Here is a 16,187-nt window from a genome sequence, read left to right as displayed (position 1 = left end):
TTCAGACTATCTCTTGCGCGTACTGGAACAGGGCTTTTAACAGGATCTGCTTTTCTGCGTTGCCTTCATGCTGGTTGTATAAAGACTCAAGCTCCTGCGCGTAATGCTGCAGATACTCTGGCGTAAACACGTTTCGACGGTGCTGCAGCCAGCGCGCCTGTTCTGCTTCATCCAGCGTGCCGGGATAATTGCGCGCCCGGTAGTTAAACATCAGCTTTTCGATGCGCTTATCGGCGAAGGTGATGTCCAGCGCAGGTAAGTTACGCGGCTCGGTTTGCAGAACAATATTCATGGCTGCACGGTCGGCATCGCTGAAGAAGCCGTTGTAGAGCTGGGCATCCACGTTTTCGGACGGCACGAACGGCTCCGCCTCGGCGAAGATGGCGACCACTTTCTCGCGCACCTGCGGGTTATCGCGAAGCACTTTCAGGTTATCCAGGCAGTGCTGACGGTTAATGCCCAGCCTGTCGGCATCTTTCGGACGCAGCGTGTTCGCCTGCGCCAGCACCGGACATTTATTGATGTGCACCAGCTTAACCGGCACCGCAGGCAGATCCCCGAGTTCATTTTTCGGGGTGTACAGCCGTTCGCGCAGGGTATCGCTGTCAAGCTCCAGCAGCGGCGAAATATCGCCCGCCAGGTCCGCCATGATAACCGCATTACGGTTATCCGGGTGCCACGCCAGCGGCGCAACCCAGCTGGTATTGCCGCGCCAGGCGCCAAACATGCCGGAGATATGCACCAGGGGCTTCATCTGCGGTACGTCGATAAGGGTCATGAGCTTCTGCTTGCTTCGGTGGCTCAGCAGATATTCAAACAGCCGGGGCTGTGCGGTTTTCACCAGCTTCGCCATGGCAATGGTGGCATAAACGTCTGCCATCGCATCGTGGGCATTGCTGTGCTCGATGCCGTTGGCGCGCGTCAGGTGTTCCAGCCGGAAGCTGGTCAGCCCTTCCTCATTTTCCGGCCAGTTAATGCCTTCAGGGCGCAGGGCATAACAGGCGCGCATGATGTCGAGCAGATCCCAGCGTGAATTGCGGTTCTGCCAGCTCCAGGCGTACGGATCGTAAAAGTTGCGATAGAAGATGTTGCGCGTCACTTCATCGTCAAAACGGATGTTGTTGTAACCGACCACGCAGGTATTGGGAACGGTAAACAGATCGTGGATGCGGCGGGCGAACTCTGCCTCGTTAACGCCTTTTTCCCGCGCTTCCTGCGGGGTGATCCCGGTGACCATTACCGCGCCGGGCTGCGGCAGGTAATCATCCGCTGGCTTGCAGTAAAAGACCTCAGGCTCGCCAATGATGTTGAATTCGTCATCGGTGCGGATGGCGGCAAACTGCGCCGGTCGGTCCAGCGCCGGATGCGTGCCAAAGGTTTCGTAGTCGTGGAATAAAAAAGTCGGGCGAGCGGCAGAGTCAGACACCAGTAATACCATCCTGTTAAAAAATGACGTCACTATGGTAAACGATCGTGCGGGTCAGACCGAATAAAAAGCACCGCCGCGGCGCAAATTTGCGAGACCGCTTCCGCGTAAAATCTGCGTTCTGTCACATTTTTTTGCAATTAAGCCAGGTAACGACATCAGAAGTCCCGTAAAAAGGTCATCGATTTTTAATGACCTGAGGATATACCGTTGAAACGCCGTCTGTTTATTGCTGTTTCTTTACTCGCATCGAGTGTCTCATCTGCTTTTGCGGCCGAACCACTGGACTTTTCGCCGCAGCCTCCGGCCATCCAGGCGGGTTCATGGGTGCTGATGGATTACACGACTGGTCAAATTTTAACGGCGGGCAACGAACATCAGCAACGTAACCCGGCGAGCCTCACCAAACTGATGACGGGCTATGTGGTCGACCGGGCTATTGATAGCCACCGCATTACCCCGGATGACATTGTCACCGTAGGGCGTGACGCGTGGGCAAAGGGCAACCCGGTTTTTGACGGTTCGTCGCTGATGTTTCTGAAAGAGGGCGATCGCGTCACCGTGCGTGACTTAAGCCGCGGTCTGATTGTCGATTCCGGCAACGATGCCTGCGTGGCGCTGGCCGATCACGTGGCGGGCGGGCAGCCGCAGTTTGTGAAGATGATGAACGACTACGTGCAGAAGCTGAACCTGCGTGATACGCACTTTGAAACCGTCCACGGTCTGGACGCGCCGGGCCAGCACAGCTCGGCCTATGACCTGGCCGTGCTCTCCCGGGCCATCATTCACGGTGAGCCAGAGTTTTATCATATGTACAGCGAAAAGAGTCTTACCTGGAACGGCATCACCCAGCAAAACCGTAACGGCCTGCTGTGGGATAAAACCATGAACGTGGACGGCCTGAAAACGGGGCATACCTCAGGAGCAGGCTTTAACCTTATTGCCTCCGCGGTGGACGGTCAGCGTCGTTTGATTGCGGTGGTGATGGGCGCGGACAGCCCGAAAGGGCGCGAGGACCAGGCGCGTAAGCTCCTGCACTGGGGACAACAGAACTTCGATACGGTGCAGATCCTGCATAACGGTAAAAAAGTCGGAACAGAGCGTATCTGGTACGGCGATAAAGAACAGGTGAAACTGGGCACCGACCAGGACTTCTGGCTGGCCCTGCCGAAAGCGGAAGTACCGAACATCAAAGCCAAATACGTGCTGGATAAAAAAGAGCTGGAAGCACCGATTGCCGCGCATCAGCGGGTCGGGGAGATCCAGCTCTATGACCGCGACAAAGTCGTGGCGCACTGGCCTCTGGTCACTCTGGAAGCCGTTGATAAGGGAGGCGTATTCTCACGCCTGAGCGATTATCTTCACCACACGCTTTAACCGCTGATGGGCAGACTGGCAGGGTTGCGAGTCTGCTCACATAATAAACACTCCTCGTTTGCCGATAATAGAAATTCTGCTTTATAGTGTATAAATATACAGTGCTAATCGGAGGCAGCATGGATTACAGCATCAAGCAGCAACAGAAACGTAAGATTGCGGGTTTTCATCTTGTTGGGCCGTGGGAAAAAACGGTCAAGCAGGGCTTTGAACAGCTGGTCATGTGGGTAGACGGGCGTCACATTGAGCCGCTGGAGTGGGTGGCGGTCTATTACGATAACCCCGATGAGGTTCCGGCAGAAAAACTGCGCTGCGATACGGCCGTTACCGTACCGGATGATTTCGTCATCCCGGAAAACAGCGAAGGGGTGATGATGACCGAAATCGCGGCCGGTGATTATGCCGTGGCGACGGCGCGCGTGGAAAACTACGACTTTGCAACCCCGTGGTATCAGTTCTTTAATTCCCTGCTGCAGGATAATAAATACCAGATGGCGCTTAAGCCCTGCTTTGAGCGCTATCTCAATGATGGCAACGCGGACGGCTACTGGGATATTGAAATGTTTATCGCGGTAGAGCACAAAACGGTTTAAGCCTGCTCAATGAAGGGTTTTTCAGCCGGGAGCGATCCGCCCGGCTGAAAACACAGTACAATTGTGATTTGCCGTGTTGCTGGAGAGCGGGTGTGCGTCCCGACAAATCATTAACCCCTTTTGAAATTCGCTTATATAAACATTACCGCGTGGTGCACGGGTGTCGCATCGCGCTGGCGTTCGTGTTGACCTTTGTACTGGTCAGGTTGCTGGATATACCGGAAGGAACGTGGCCGCTGATCACGCTGGTGGTGGTGATGGGACCAATCTCATTTTGGGGAAACGTTGTCCCGCGCGCCTTCGAGCGGATAGGTGGTACCGTGCTTGGCTCTGCCCTGGGGCTGATTGCCCTGAAGCTTGAGCTCATCTCATTTCCAGTGATGCTGGCATGGTGCGGTGCCGCCATGTTCCTGTGCGGCTGGCTGGCGCTGGGCAAACGGCCTTATCAGGCGCTGCTGATTGGTATCACTCTCGCGGTCGTGGTCGGCGCGCCAGCAGGGGATATGACCACGGCGATGTGGCGAAGCGGGGATGTTATTCTGGGCTCGCTGCTCGCCATGCTGTTTACCGGCATCTGGCCGCAGCGGGCTTTTCTGCACTGGCGTATCCAGATGGCTAACTACGTCACGGCGTTTAACCGCGTTTACCAGGCGGGGTTTTCACCGAATCTGGTTGAGCGTCCCCGGCTGGAAAAGCATCTGCAAACCATCCTCAACGACGTGGTCAAAATGCGCGGCCTGATAGTACCAGCCAGTAAAGAGACCCATATTCAGAAAGCGATTTTCGAAGCTATCCAGACGGTCAGCCGCAATCTGGTGTGCATGCTTGAACTGCAAATCAATGCGCACTGGGCCACGCGTCCCAGCCATCTGTTGATGCTTAACGCCCAGACCCTCAAAGAGACGCAGATGATGACGCAGCAGACCCTGCTGACCATCGCCCATGCGCTCTATGAAGGCAACCCGCAGCCCGTGCTGGCGAACAGCGAGCGGCTCAATGAAATCGTGGCGGAACTGAAGCAGTTAATCAACGAGCGGCAGGGCGATAACGTGGCGGAAACGCCCATTCACGGCTATGTCTGGCTGAGCCTGGAGCTGGCGCGACAGCTTGAGCTGCTATCGCACCTGATTTGTCGGGCGCTGCGCAAATAAAACGCGGATGTGACGCCTGCTGCTTCGATTCAGCAGCAATTGGGGTTATGATAGCTTTAAACGATATAGCCATTGTCATTCGCAGCCGCTGTCAGTAAGGTTATTGTTACAGCGGTTGCTTTAACGAATCCGAATCTCACATTATCAGGGGTGTAAAAAATGGAAACTATCAAGCCTTCGTTCCAGGATGTTCTGGAATTCGTCCGCCTGTTCCGCCGTAAAAACAAACTGCAGCGTGAAATCCAGGACGTTGAGAAGAAGATCCGTGACAACCAGAAACGTGTTCTGCTGCTCGACAACCTGAGCGACTACATCAAGCCGGGCATGAGCGTTGAAGCTATTCAGGGCATCATCGCCAGCATGAAGAGCGACTATGAAGACCGCGTTGATGATTACATCATCAAAAATGCCGAGCTGTCCAAAGAGCGTCGCGACATCTCCAAAAAGCTGAAAGTGATGGGCGAAATCAAAAACGCCGAAGCTAAAAGCGAATAATCGCAGCGAATTGTGAAAAAGGCTCTCTGGTGACAGGGGGCCTTTTTTATTTGACGATCAACGGTCCGCTGATTTATAGGTCGGGTCAGGCGCAGCCGCCAGCTGACAATTCTACCCGACGCAGAAAAGCAAAAAGCCTGCTTCAAAAGCAGGCTTTTTAAATTTGGCTCCTCTGACTGGGATCGCCTTTGCCATTAACTGGCTAATAAGCAAGCTAAACCTGAATTCCCTTTCTGTCAAGACCACCAAAATGACCACCAATAGTTGCGGGGTTCGCAAAACTAATTTGAGCGCTCTACCATAGGTGGTGATCGTTACCTCATTGTGCACGAGAACGTTCAGGGATTCGTTTGCTATGCACTTGGTGCAGCACGGCGTGCCAAAGAAGGTGATCCAGGCGCTGATGGGCCATGAGGATGAGAAAAGCACCGAGTGGTACTGCCGGGTGATGGCGCTGGACGTGACGCGCCAGCTCGGCGTGCGGTTCTCGATGACTCCGGAGGACGCGCGGGCGCTGATCGCCACGCGCTGAAGAATTAATGGTGTGTGAGGATAAATACGAAAGGAAAAGGAGCGCAGATGGCAAAATATGCAGGGATGACTGACGACGAGCTGGCCGATGAAATAGCCCGACTCAAGGCCGAGATTGAAATAAGGGACGAATACTTCCGGGATGCAGAGGACGACGTTATAGTAAGCACGATAGTACAGAGCACAATCGACCTGCTGTTTAAAGAGTGGGAGGCGGCGGCGGACGAAAAGTCAAGGTGGGCAGGGTATCCATGTTCGCTGAAGTGAGTGCTTAACTCTGCGCAGCAGGCCTGATATATAATGAGCTTTGTAGCCTGGTACATTCAATTAAAATACAGGAATTATAATGATCAACGCATTACCTAATAACTTAAACGTTTTAGTCGGACAAATCGAAAAAATAATAGATTCATGGCCCGTCAAGGTTTCACTGGATCATGCAATCAAATGGGTTATGCAGTTCGATGCTGAACATTATCCCCTAGCTGTCAGAATTCTCAACAATATTGATATTCTTGATTCCTACAGCATCAGGTCGGCTTTGGAAGTTGCACACACAAAATTAATAAGGAAAATATCGGAAAAAGGTTCTCCGATGGAGAAATATAATACCCTTTTTGCAGCAATAGGAAACACGGCCAAAAGTGGCTCATTGATAGCTTATCATTACAGGACAACGGTAGGTTTATCAGAAAAGGATTTCGTGTCAAATGATGATGAAGATAAACTAGACCTGTCCAAGATTGAAAATATCGTATTGGTCGATGATGTCATTGGATCAGGAAAAACCATTGCTCATGAAGTTAAGCGGGTTGCTGAAGAGGTGTATTCATTAACAAAATCCCGTAATTTATTTGTTCTGACGGTTGCAGGTTATGAAGATGGAATAAAACATGTAATTGAAGAAACAGGCGCCACCGTTGTTACGGCTCTGGAATATTGTTCAAAAGATACTGTGGCTAATCTTGACGGCGTATTTTATAAAGATATGCCGGTATCGGAGCGTAATGCATCACTGGAAATCATAAAAAAATATAACAGGGTCGTATCGACATCCACACTGGGATTTTCTCAGCTGGGTGGCTTACTGGCGTTTGACCATAACACCCCAAATACAACGCTTCCAGTCATCTGGAGCAACAGTAAAGGGTGGCTTCCTCTTTTCCCAAGGGCCACATCTATTCCTGGCGTTGCAAAAATACTGAAAAGTGCCAATGAAGAAAGAAAGAACAGCGTTACGTCAGATGAAATAACGTTGTTTGTTGAGGGGAAGGTAGATGAGCTTTTTATCGACTGCTTCATTAGCAATAAAGCTTTGCAGGAAAAAATTAATGTCGCGGATTTGAAGGCCATTGCGTTAGGAGGTCTGTACCAGTCTGAGAGATTAATGGAGTTACTTACTGAAAGTAAGAAGCAAGCAATTTTTATAGTTGAAAATGATGATCACACCAAAAGAGCAATCCAGCGTTTTGAATTTTATAAGAACTCACATATTCTGCATTTAAAGCCTAACTTTGTTGCGCTTCTCGATATTGATAAAATTTATCAGAATAAAGAACGGTTTAATGGCTTGCCCGATCAGGCTGCGATGTCTGATGAGGGTAGGTGGTGGCGGGATTTCGAGCAGGCAGTCATCAAGAAACATTTAAACTCAACTAATAATGAGAGAATCATTCAGGTAATAGATGAGTTCTTAGATGATGAAAAGTATGAAGTTTTCTGTCAAGAACTGCTGAACAAAAAGAATGAGATGCTAAAGTCACTCGGTAAGTAAGAATGACTGTAACTATCATATTTTTTTGACTGTCTTATAACGTTATTTAAAAGGGATTTATAATGAAAATATATATTGATGAGTCAGGGATATTCAGTTCAAGTAACGATCTAGCCACCATTGATAAAGCATGGGGTACAGTTGGAGCGTTAACTGTACCCCATAAGAATGAAAAAAAAGTCAGTGCTGCATTAATGGAGCTTAAGTCGAAACTGAACGTGCCTTCTTCTGAGGAGATTAAACATCTCAAAAGGCCAGACCCTTCTCATGATTGCTTTGCCGATTTTATCACCGCTTTACTGAAACTGGATTGCACGTTTCATGCGATGACCGTCAATCGTACATCATTAGATGATGAGTTAACCCGTCTCCACATGAAACAACAGATTGATGGCAGACTTAGATATATTGAAAAAATCAGGGGTGGCCTTACGCCTGATGAGTTTTCCGAGGTTAACCATTCTTTTGAAGAAACAAAAAATCTCATCAATTCTTTAAGCATTCAGGAATATAATCAGGTTGTTATTCAGTCGTATTTGATTTCACATATGCTGGATAAAACCATTACCTTTTATCTGCGCCGTAATCCGCGAGAATTATCCCGCTTTGAATGGGTTTTTGACAGGAAAAACAACGCACCTCTGAGCTTTGAATGGCTTTATTCAAAGTTTATGCCTGAAACTGTTGAATTGGATTATTACAGAGAGCCACGTGGTATTCCACACTTGCCAGAAGAAATGGAGGTGTTCAAGAGAAACTTTGGCGTGAGTGATGCTGGTATTGGAATGCCTGAAGATGAAGTGGAACGACGCATGAAAGTATTTGGTGTAAACCATTCTTCTGTTGCAGATGCTTCTTTTCCCTTTCAGTTTGGTAAGATTCTAAAACAGTATAGTATTTTCGGTAATTCATCGAAATCATCAGGATTACAAGCTGCTGATGTAATTGTTTCAGCTGTCAATCGCTTCTTGAGAGGGAATGTTGATGATGTGGTAAAAGCATCCAGGAACCTTGGCCCGTTACTCATTCATTCTCCAAGGCTCGATGTCCCGGCGATCCCGCATATATCTTTTTATCATGGAACTGAATTAAAAAGAGAAATTGATTTTCATAATCTTGAATTACTTAATTCAGAAGCAAGAGAGTTATATACTCCGGCATTCAGAAGTGGCTTTACCAAGACTATTCATAATTTATTAGAGAAACAACGTCAGGGATGTCAGCCTCAAAACAACAATTAACACTCATCTGTACCGTACCCATAGACTTTTCAGTTGTGGGAGTGTTGTCCGGGCTTGCAGTGAGTTTAAGCGCCAATGGGGTGGTATTACTAGGGGTCAGTTTGGATATGTAGAATTATTGCACGGTAAGCCTGTTTTTTGAACAGGCTTACCTGTAGCAATAGAGTGTACTCCCGCGCTATACAGCGTTTTGAGGGGATTTTGTCTTAATCGGATAACCTAAAAGCGATAGCCACTGACGCTAAATCAATCCCTTACGTATCTGGATTGGTTAAAAAATGTGCTTAACGTACAAACATTTCCGATCCCTAAACTGACCCTGTAAGTATCCCAGCTTTAGTTCCAGGCACTTTTGAGATTTCCGGTTTCTTTGTAAGCATCCCGGTAAACCGGACCAACCACTTTTTGAGCCATCTTAAATGACTCAAATGTGTCTAACAGCGGGGAGCAGGTCAATCCGTAACCCCCCTTTTTATAATGGTCACGCGGTCAGAGAAAATACGGGCGACAGCCTCCTCGCTGTCCAGAAGTCCATCGCCTTCGGCAACGATAAACTGTGCGGCGCCGGATGCAAGGATAATCAGACATTTTGTGTTCTTGTCCTCATAGAGGAGCCCTCTGACGCTGAAAAGCAGGGCACTGATCGGTGCGTCGGGTAATCGCGGGTCTTCGTGCGTCATTTCATCAACAAAAAATGGAGACCAGGCATTTTTTTCATTAAAGAGAGAGTCTCGGCATGGTGAAATCCTAACTGTGTGATGGCCTGAAATGGGCACGGGAAGGATAGGTATATCCGTTGACGCGACCACGGGCAGGATGCGGATAATATTGTGAATGCTCACGCCCAGCACAAGGGCCATAAGCAGCCACAGCAGATGATGGCAAAGCGAATGGTGAGAGAACATACGCGTCATTGAATTTTAGCATGCAGAGGGAAGCTCGCGGATGACGGCAGGCTTTTATTCCCGTCGTCGGTCATAACGGTTTAGACCCCTGCCAGGGAGTGCAACAGGGGTTCATTCAGTTTGAGCCCATGATTGGGGATTGTAAAGATGAGTCTGGCGGGCAAATCGTGACGTTCCAGCATCGCCCGCAGTTTATATACCAGTTAGTGGTGATTATTGACGCGTATACGCGGATAATTATCGTTCCAGACTATACGGATAATGTCCTGCTTAGAGGTAATCTGGTTATGCAGGAAAATAAAAAATATTCTTTGTGACTCATTAATAAAAAAAGTGGTGTTATTCTATATTTAGAAAATCAAAGAAATTAATTTTATCTGAAGTTAATAGTTTTGATGTTTTTAATCCGTCATCCCGCACTCTCCGGCTATCATTTGTTGCTTAAGTATTGCTGTTTGCGATTAATAAGTGATTGGTAATCACAATGGTGATTCAATGCGTGCTGACTAAATACGGTTTCAGGCTCTCAATTTAAACGAACGTCTTTGCTGATAAAAGAGGGTGCAATAACGAATAACAAATTAACGATTTCTGATGACTTATTCCCCTGTGAGCTGGATTCGTGAGTCGTTCTCGCCGGCCTTATTTGCCTGGAGGTAGAAGCTGAAAGGTCAGTCGCGCCGCCCGGGCTCTCACAGGTTTTAACCCGAATTCGCTCCAACGTATTGATTTAACATTGGGCAACTGCGAATCTCGCAAGGACCTGCCAGCCACGCGCCTGAAATTCCTGAAAATAACGCTTACGCACATTCCCCTCTGATTCAGCAGGCCTCAGCAAGTGTATTTTTGAATCTGGAGCTCATCCCTTCGGGATAGCCCTGCCAGGCATTAAAACATGGCGTGCGGTAAATACCCCCGTTACTGATGGCGATGAAATTCTTAGCATTTCAGGCTTTGTGCCCGGCTTAAGTGGGAGTAAAGTATCTTAAAATGACACAAAAATAGTGACTACGTTGTCTGAGGGATGGTGAATGGACGCCAGTATTCGTATTTACAGCGATGAAGACGATGATCGAGAGAGAGCGCTGGCTCACAACAACGCCCGGGATATTTATGCTCATGACTGCGGACAGTTGCCTTTTGGCACGCTTGACCCCAGAGCATTCGAATTAATCGTCCGGGATTTATTTGATGAGAAAAAGGTTGAGGCGACCTGGGACTGGTATGACACGGCCTTTCGGATAAACGATGGATCCGATAACGGTATCGACGTTCAGCTGATGAAAGACCGAGTGATTGCGGGCATCGTGCAATGTAAACGGTACAGTTCGAAAGCGTTTACCATGCCAGAAGTTCGCGATGAGTGGATAAAAATCTGCCTGCGCAGTCTGGTGATAAGTGATTTGCTTCCTCCTGACGGTCTCCCATTTCGCTATATTCTCGTAGTTTCTGATAACGTTAACGGCGAAACACAGCAGTATTTCCAGCGAAACCCTACTGCGCTGGCCGATCTTATCGGCCGAAAAACGGATTACCTCAAAGCACTGGTTGCCGTCCGCGACAAATATGCGTTGCTCAGAAAATCCCCGCTGCTTAAGGAAAAAACCGGACAGGCATTATATGACATGGTGCATCCGCAGTTTGAGCGACTGAATATTGAGCTTTACACCCGTGAATCGCTCTCGCCACTTGTGCGTGCGTCCGACAACCTCATGGGCATCTATTTTCGCCGTGAAGTGTATTTTTCTCAAAAGAGCGTTCTGGATTTTTTCCGGGAGGTTTATCCAGAGGGCGCTATTGCGGCGGATGTACGCGCCATGCATGCAGAAAACGTTTATACCCATTACGGAAATGAAAACCTGTTATCCGCAGGCCGGCTGAACGCATTTATTTTTCCGGCGGGCGAAAGACTTTCTGTGCGTATGCTGGGCGAATTCCTAAAAGATAAAATGCCCGAGGTGGCCGGAAACTATCCGGTCATGCTGGTCTGCCCCGCGAATGCTTTTGACCCTGCTGACCAGTGCTCCATTGATGCGCTTATCAGTGAATGTCAGGGCACCGTTATTTTACAGGCAGGCTGCGGCATCGTGCCCGGTACCGTGCTAAACGCCTGGAAAAACGACGGCTGGCTTTCTGCTGACAGCGAGGGCCTTTACCCGGGAAGGGCTCAGTATCAGGCGGGCTGGTGCTGGGTAAAGTCCGGTGTGGGCGATATTCACCGGTTTATTTTACTGGAAACCTGCGACTGCAATGCCGCTCTGAGTTATGCAGGGCGCGCGCTTCGCCTGGCGTTTAATGATGTGAATCTCTGGCCCGTTCTGAACACCGATTATTACACTCCGGCCGGTTCTTCCGGCACGGTACTGGATGACCGTCTCTCTCTGAGCATTGCTGATGACGGTCACCGGCGACCCAACGTCCTTCTGGTCTCATCATCCTGTGCGCTGACACAGGAGCATTTTAACGCACAAATCCGCCGTTTTGAGAGCCTACGTCAGAAGCGTTTTCTAGGGGTCATTTTCTGCCATCAGTCACAGGTGGAGATTACGGACGGCATACGTTATGCCTCAGGCATTTACCCAGCCAGTGCAGGTGATGATCTTTTGCACGCCGATAACGGGCCGATACCGGCCCTGTTAATCCGGGATAAGAGCGTGACCTCTGCGATGTTTTGCCTTAGGTTTAATTCGGCGGGTGATGAATTTACCGCGACATCCTGTTACATGTGGCAATGGCACAATGGGTGTTTTTACGAGGTAGGCGATGGTATACAGCTTGAGCTTCAGCGGGTGCTGCTGGATCCCTTCACTGATCCCCCGCAATTCCTTGTACAGGAGGGGGTGAATGCATTTCGGCACGCGCTGGTGACATGTAACCCCCCCTATGCCGGCTATTTTGTTCATTATGCACTGAGCGGGCCCAGGTCCTATGTCTATCCGCAGGTGAACACATTCCTTCAACAGCGCCGGGGCATGCGTAAAGTGATCAGAGCGCTAAGCTACCTTTCAATGCACCCCAGCGTCAGCTGGAACGGTAATCATGCCGTGACGGGTCATCTTTTATGGAACGGTGTGGGGACACCTGAGTCCGTGATGGGATGGTTACCTGATGAAATGAGTGACACGCAGGTTGACGCCATACTGACCCGGTGGATACAGGATGGGGGGGAGCATTGCGACCTGAGCGTGTTTGCTGATGTGGAAGAGGACCTGCCTTCACATGGTCGTTCAATCCGACAGGATCTGACTCGCGCCAATATTGCTGAACCCGCGGCGGAGGCTGACTCCTTCGCTGCGCCACGTTCAACGCGCAGAGCCTGGCTTTTCCCCCTTAATCCTCTGCTCAGCCGGACGCGAAATGACGATCCGGCTGAGCTTGAGTGCTATCTGAGCAGTATATGGACGGTAAAAAATGGATAGTCTGATTGCTGAATTTGAAGCAAAAGCGGCCTTTGCCGGATTCTTCAGGAAAACATTGCCGGTGGAATACCTTACGGGTATGTCTGAAGGCAGTCTTTACTGGGAATCCGAATATGCCTGCATGCTGCTGTGGCCTCTAAACGCGAAGCCTGACCAGATGGAAAGAGAATTGATCGTCAGCGAGAAGATTGCGGACGCGATGGCCCGGGCTCGTGAAGGCAAGGGCAGGGTCATCGATGCAAGCGTAGTATATGCGATGCCGTCAGTTCACGGTGTCCCTGACGGCCTGATTACAGAAGTTGAGCAGAATACCCGTTTGGTCAGAAAGCATTTCGTGTGGATGGAAAATGGGGAGTGGAAACGCACCGGTCGCGTCACAATGCTGGGGCTTGCCCCGCTGGAGCAGCGGGGAATCTCTGCCGTAGACCTTAGGGTCACAGGCAGCACGCAAGCGCTTCTGGCTGAATTTGAGTCGGGAAATTCCCCGCGTGCTATCGCCCTGAACCATGGAAGTAAGTGGGAGAGCAGCGATGTATAATCTTCAGATATTAAACGTGACGATCAGCCGGTTTAGGGGAATACCCGGAGAGGTGACCATTCCGCTTAACACGGGACTGACCGTTATTTATGCCGCAAATGGTACGGGAAAAAGCACGCTTTGTCAGGCGGTGGAGTGGTTACTGACGGGCATATTACCTGACGTTTCAGAAAGTTCGCTGACCTGTAAGTGGGGGGATGGAGAAACCTTTGTTGCCGCAGACTGCATTATTAGCGGGCAGCAGTACCGGCTAACGCGCACGCTGAAGGGACTGGAGAAGTCCGACGGACAGGTCATCACTCAATGCAACACCCTGTCTCTTCTTAGCCTGCTCTCTCCGGAGGAAATTGGTGCGGGCAAGAACCGTCCCCAGGCGGTTCTGACAAAGCAGGCCTGGCTTCGCAATAGCCGGTGGCTTTATTCTAATGCCTTATCCCTGCTGGTGGATGAATCGCAAGCCGAACAGCGTTCACAGGTCTTTGCCAACATTCTGGGGTACGGACATCTCATACCCCTACAGCAGTCCATCAACAGTTATCTCCAGTATCTGCCCGGTGTCAGCCAACTGACACAGCGGCTAGACCGTCTCCGGGAAGAGCTCCGCGCCGTCAATGAGGCTGAAAAAGCAAATGAACCTGCATCAGATGCGGCTGAGCTGATTTCGCAACTTGCCGTCAGCTTGGATTCTGGGCAGGACAGTTCAAATCATGAAACTTTCCTTAAGCGTGCGCAAACGGATATTGCGAAATACAGACGTGAGACGGAAAGTTACGGAGCCGTCTGTCTTGATGTGTCAGCCCGGTGGGAAGCCTTTGAGCATGCATCCGGAGAGGAGCAGCAGTTACGCACCCGAATCCTTGTGCATCGCAGCGCATGGCAGGATGCCAACCAGAGGCATCAGCATGCCGGGGAGCAAAAACGGCGTGACGACGGTCAGGTTCGGGAACTGGAAACGCGGCTGAAATGGATGGCTGCGCAAGGCTCCCCGGCGCAGGATTATGCTCAGATAATGCAGCAGGCGGGCGTCAGCGCAAATCTCCGTTTCACGGATACGCAGCTGCTTGAAAACTATTTTGAAAAGGGTATCCCGTCAGGCGCGTTGCAGGGCTATCACGAAGAACTGAGTCGCTACCTTGAGGTGGCACGCAGCGTGTATGTTTCAGGAGAGGCTCGTGAGGAATGGCAGTCTCGTATCAGGCGCGTGTCGCGGGATGAGGTGGTTGCGTTACGTGTTAAAGCACAACAGGCAGCGGATGAACTTAAGCGGATGACATCCTCGGTCAGGGAGCTGGATGATCAGACCGCTGAACTGCACGCACTGGGATTGCAGCTTGTCAGTCAGGTACAGGGGAACTGTTGCCCGCTCTGCACGCATGACTGGGTTAAAAATGAACGTTTATTAACTGCGTTACGTACGGCCCGCGACAGGCTTTCCCCTGAAGCACAGGCGCTGAATGTGCAGCTTGAGCAAATGCGCAGTGATTATGCGGGCATGGAAGAGACGCTCAGGGAAAAGGAAGGCTTATTGCGTGATGCAGACGCCTTTTCAGCATCCCTTGCCGTAGCGGAGAGCAAGCTCAGTGAGGCATTTAGGGCGCATTGCAATGGTGTCTTTTTTGAGGAGAGAGGAATAACCTCATCGTCACCCGAACAGTTATCTCAGTTTATTGCTCACTTGGAGCTGTCTGCACGTTATGCGGCGTTCAGGGAGAGGCTACTTGCCGCGGAAGCATTTCTAAAGACGGATACAGACGCAGTGGTCGAATTATCCGTCTACGACCGGTGCCAGTCTGTGCAGTCTTCGCTGGCGGAGATAAAGGATGATACTGACATCGCCCTCCGGACGGCGCGGCTGGCGCAGCAGGTATCCGAAATGGGGCTGAAGCAGACCGGGGAAGACGTCTCTAAAAGCCTGCAACAAATAACGGCCGCAGAAGAACAGCTTGTTGCCGTTCTTGCGGACCTTCAGTTCATCCAAACTCAGTGGAGAAAAGTCAGTGCTGCAGACCTGACAAAAGCGAATCTGCTCCAGTGTGAAGAGGCGCATGCAGGCATGCAGAACCGCCTGAATCACTTAGAGACGCTATATGTACTGGCTCAGAGGGCCGTGGATCTGCACAGAACTATTAGTCGCGCGGGATCGCTTCGCACCAGCATTGAGACGCTGGAGCGCAGGATAGGTGAACACACACGCAGAAAGCGGGAAGGTGAGCAGGCCCGTGATGAGCTAGCATCCGAAATCGAACGTCTGACCAGCCTCAGTCTTAAGAATCTCATCGAACCTGCTTCGGAGATGTTTTCACGAATGCATGCCAATGAAGTTTACGATGGACTGAAAGTGGCAAAGGACGGCAAGCTGAGATGGCGGGCACTGACAGGTGACAAAGCGGATGATGAACTTATTACGCAGGATTATTTCAGTCAGGGGCAGCGGCAGGATCTTGCACTGTCCCTGTATCTTGCCAGAGCAAGGACCTTGGGGGGCACCTTCTTCCTTGATGAGCCTGTCGCTCACCTGGATGATATGAACCGCGTGGCTATGACGGACATTTTCAGGATGCTGACGATGCAGGAGAAGGGGCTTGGGTTAGTGTTAACGACGGCAAGCGACCCGCTGAGGCGCCACCTGAGACAAAAATTCTCGGCCCTCTCAGGCGATCGTGCATTGCTGAGCATTATCACCATGAATGGTAACCCTCGTCAGGGCGTCTCTTTTGACATTGAGCAGTATTAACAC

Annotated in this window: 13 protein-coding genes and 1 pseudogene; 11 read left to right on the top strand and 3 right to left on the bottom strand. The window is 50.3% G+C overall.

What is annotated here, in order from left to right:
• Window position 1 precedes the first annotated feature (1 nt).
• A complete protein-coding gene (sbcB, locus tag IM299_RS04505) occupies window positions 2-1,438 on the bottom strand; it encodes an exodeoxyribonuclease I (protein WP_370567625.1) in 1,437 nt (478 codons plus the stop codon).
• A gap of 198 nt (window positions 1,439-1,636) precedes the next feature.
• Between sbcB and dacD the strand changes: the two genes are divergently transcribed.
• The 4 genes from dacD to IM299_RS04485 all read left to right on the top strand — a co-directional run bounded on the left by dacD (window position 1,637) and on the right by IM299_RS04485 (window position 5,042).
• A complete protein-coding gene (gene dacD, locus IM299_RS04500; RefSeq protein WP_048961279.1) occupies window positions 1,637-2,803 on the top strand; it encodes a serine-type D-Ala-D-Ala carboxypeptidase DacD in 1,167 nt (388 codons plus the stop codon).
• A 119-nt stretch (window positions 2,804-2,922) separates the two neighbouring features.
• Window positions 2,923-3,396: a DNA gyrase inhibitor SbmC gene (sbmC, locus tag IM299_RS04495; RefSeq protein WP_028013756.1), complete on the top strand. Its 474-nt coding sequence runs from the start codon at window positions 2,923-2,925 to the stop codon at window positions 3,394-3,396.
• Window positions 3,397-3,488: 92 nt separating this feature from the next.
• Window positions 3,489-4,547 (top strand): FUSC family protein, encoded by a 1,059-nt coding sequence (locus IM299_RS04490; protein ID WP_028013755.1) that lies wholly within the window; start codon window positions 3,489-3,491, stop codon window positions 4,545-4,547.
• Between the two features lie 159 nt (window positions 4,548-4,706).
• On the top strand, window positions 4,707-5,042 hold the full coding sequence (locus tag IM299_RS04485; protein WP_028013754.1) for a DUF496 family protein: 336 nt from the start codon (window positions 4,707-4,709) through the stop codon (window positions 5,040-5,042).
• A 111-nt stretch (window positions 5,043-5,153) separates the two neighbouring features.
• On the opposite strand, the gene IM299_RS23080 is transcribed toward IM299_RS04485, so the two are convergent.
• Window positions 5,154-5,354: a hypothetical protein gene (locus tag IM299_RS23080; RefSeq protein WP_370567624.1), complete on the bottom strand. Its 201-nt coding sequence runs from the start codon at window positions 5,352-5,354 to the stop codon at window positions 5,154-5,156.
• A gap of 19 nt (window positions 5,355-5,373) precedes the next feature.
• Here IM299_RS23080 and IM299_RS04480 point away from each other — a divergent pair.
• The 4 genes and pseudogenes from IM299_RS04480 to IM299_RS04465 form a co-directional block, all read left to right on the top strand.
• Window positions 5,374-5,574: pseudogene (locus IM299_RS04480) on the top strand (tyrosine-type recombinase/integrase); the annotation flags it as partial.
• A gap of 47 nt (window positions 5,575-5,621) precedes the next feature.
• Window positions 5,622-5,840 carry a hypothetical protein gene (locus IM299_RS04475; protein ID WP_107759086.1) on the top strand — a complete coding sequence of 73 codons (219 nt, stop codon included), beginning with the start codon at window positions 5,622-5,624 and terminating at the stop codon, window positions 5,838-5,840.
• Window positions 5,841-5,919: 79 nt separating this feature from the next.
• Window positions 5,920-7,347, top strand: a complete 1,428-nt coding sequence (locus IM299_RS04470; RefSeq protein ID WP_107759087.1) for a hypothetical protein — start codon at window positions 5,920-5,922, stop codon at window positions 7,345-7,347.
• Window positions 7,348-7,409: 62 nt separating this feature from the next.
• Window positions 7,410-8,588, top strand: coding sequence for a DUF3800 domain-containing protein (locus IM299_RS04465; protein ID WP_129639783.1), 1,179 nt, complete (start codon window positions 7,410-7,412; stop codon window positions 8,586-8,588).
• Between the two features lie 452 nt (window positions 8,589-9,040).
• On the opposite strand, the gene IM299_RS04460 is transcribed toward IM299_RS04465, so the two are convergent.
• Window positions 9,041-9,502: a hypothetical protein gene (locus IM299_RS04460; RefSeq protein WP_129639784.1), complete on the bottom strand. Its 462-nt coding sequence runs from the start codon at window positions 9,500-9,502 to the stop codon at window positions 9,041-9,043.
• Window positions 9,503-10,524: 1,022 nt separating this feature from the next.
• Between IM299_RS04460 and IM299_RS04455 the strand changes: the two genes are divergently transcribed.
• Genes IM299_RS04455 through IM299_RS04445 form a run of 3 tightly spaced genes read left to right on the top strand, consistent with a single transcriptional unit; the run spans window position 10,525 to window position 16,184 of the window.
• Entirely contained in the window at window positions 10,525-12,912 is a 2,388-nt protein-coding gene (locus IM299_RS04455) for an ABC-three component system protein (RefSeq protein WP_129639785.1), read from the top strand.
• Window positions 12,905-13,450 (top strand): hypothetical protein, encoded by a 546-nt coding sequence (locus IM299_RS04450; protein ID WP_107759093.1) that lies wholly within the window; start codon window positions 12,905-12,907, stop codon window positions 13,448-13,450. Before IM299_RS04455 ends, IM299_RS04450 begins: the two co-directional genes overlap by 8 nt.
• Window positions 13,443-16,184 (top strand): AAA family ATPase, encoded by a 2,742-nt coding sequence (locus IM299_RS04445; protein ID WP_227013032.1) that lies wholly within the window; start codon window positions 13,443-13,445, stop codon window positions 16,182-16,184. The genes IM299_RS04450 and IM299_RS04445 overlap by 8 nt, the downstream gene beginning before the upstream one ends.
• The last annotated feature ends 3 nt before the right edge of the window (window positions 16,185-16,187 follow it).

Origin of the sequence: Enterobacter cloacae complex sp. P47BA (genome assembly GCF_014930485.1) — a bacterium.
Lineage (GTDB): Bacteria > Pseudomonadota > Gammaproteobacteria > Enterobacterales > Enterobacteriaceae > Enterobacter > Enterobacter bugandensis.
Note: the sequence above shows the minus strand (reverse complement) of the source record. Positions and strands in the feature narration are given on the sequence as shown.

Bases quoted from the DNA above. Each gene is read 5' to 3' on its own strand.
- sbmC (WP_028013756.1), top strand. From the start codon at position 2,923: ATGGATTACAGCATCAAGCAGCAACAGAAACGTAAGATTGCGGGTTTT.
- IM299_RS04450 (WP_107759093.1), top strand. From the start codon at position 12,905: ATGGATAGTCTGATTGCTGAATTTGAAGCAAAAGCGGCCTTTGCCGGA.
- IM299_RS04470 (WP_107759087.1), top strand. From the start codon at position 5,920: ATGATCAACGCATTACCTAATAACTTAAACGTTTTAGTCGGACAAATC.
- IM299_RS04485 (WP_028013754.1), top strand. From the start codon at position 4,707: ATGGAAACTATCAAGCCTTCGTTCCAGGATGTTCTGGAATTCGTCCGC.
- IM299_RS04465 (WP_129639783.1), top strand. From the start codon at position 7,410: ATGAAAATATATATTGATGAGTCAGGGATATTCAGTTCAAGTAACGAT.
- IM299_RS04445 (WP_227013032.1), top strand. From the start codon at position 13,443: ATGTATAATCTTCAGATATTAAACGTGACGATCAGCCGGTTTAGGGGA.
- sbcB (WP_370567625.1), bottom strand. From the start codon at position 1,438: ATGGTATTACTGGTGTCTGACTCTGCCGCTCGCCCGACTTTTTTATTC.
- IM299_RS04455 (WP_129639785.1), top strand. From the start codon at position 10,525: ATGGACGCCAGTATTCGTATTTACAGCGATGAAGACGATGATCGAGAG.
- IM299_RS04460 (WP_129639784.1), bottom strand. From the start codon at position 9,502: ATGACGCGTATGTTCTCTCACCATTCGCTTTGCCATCATCTGCTGTGG.
- IM299_RS04475 (WP_107759086.1), top strand. From the start codon at position 5,622: ATGGCAAAATATGCAGGGATGACTGACGACGAGCTGGCCGATGAAATA.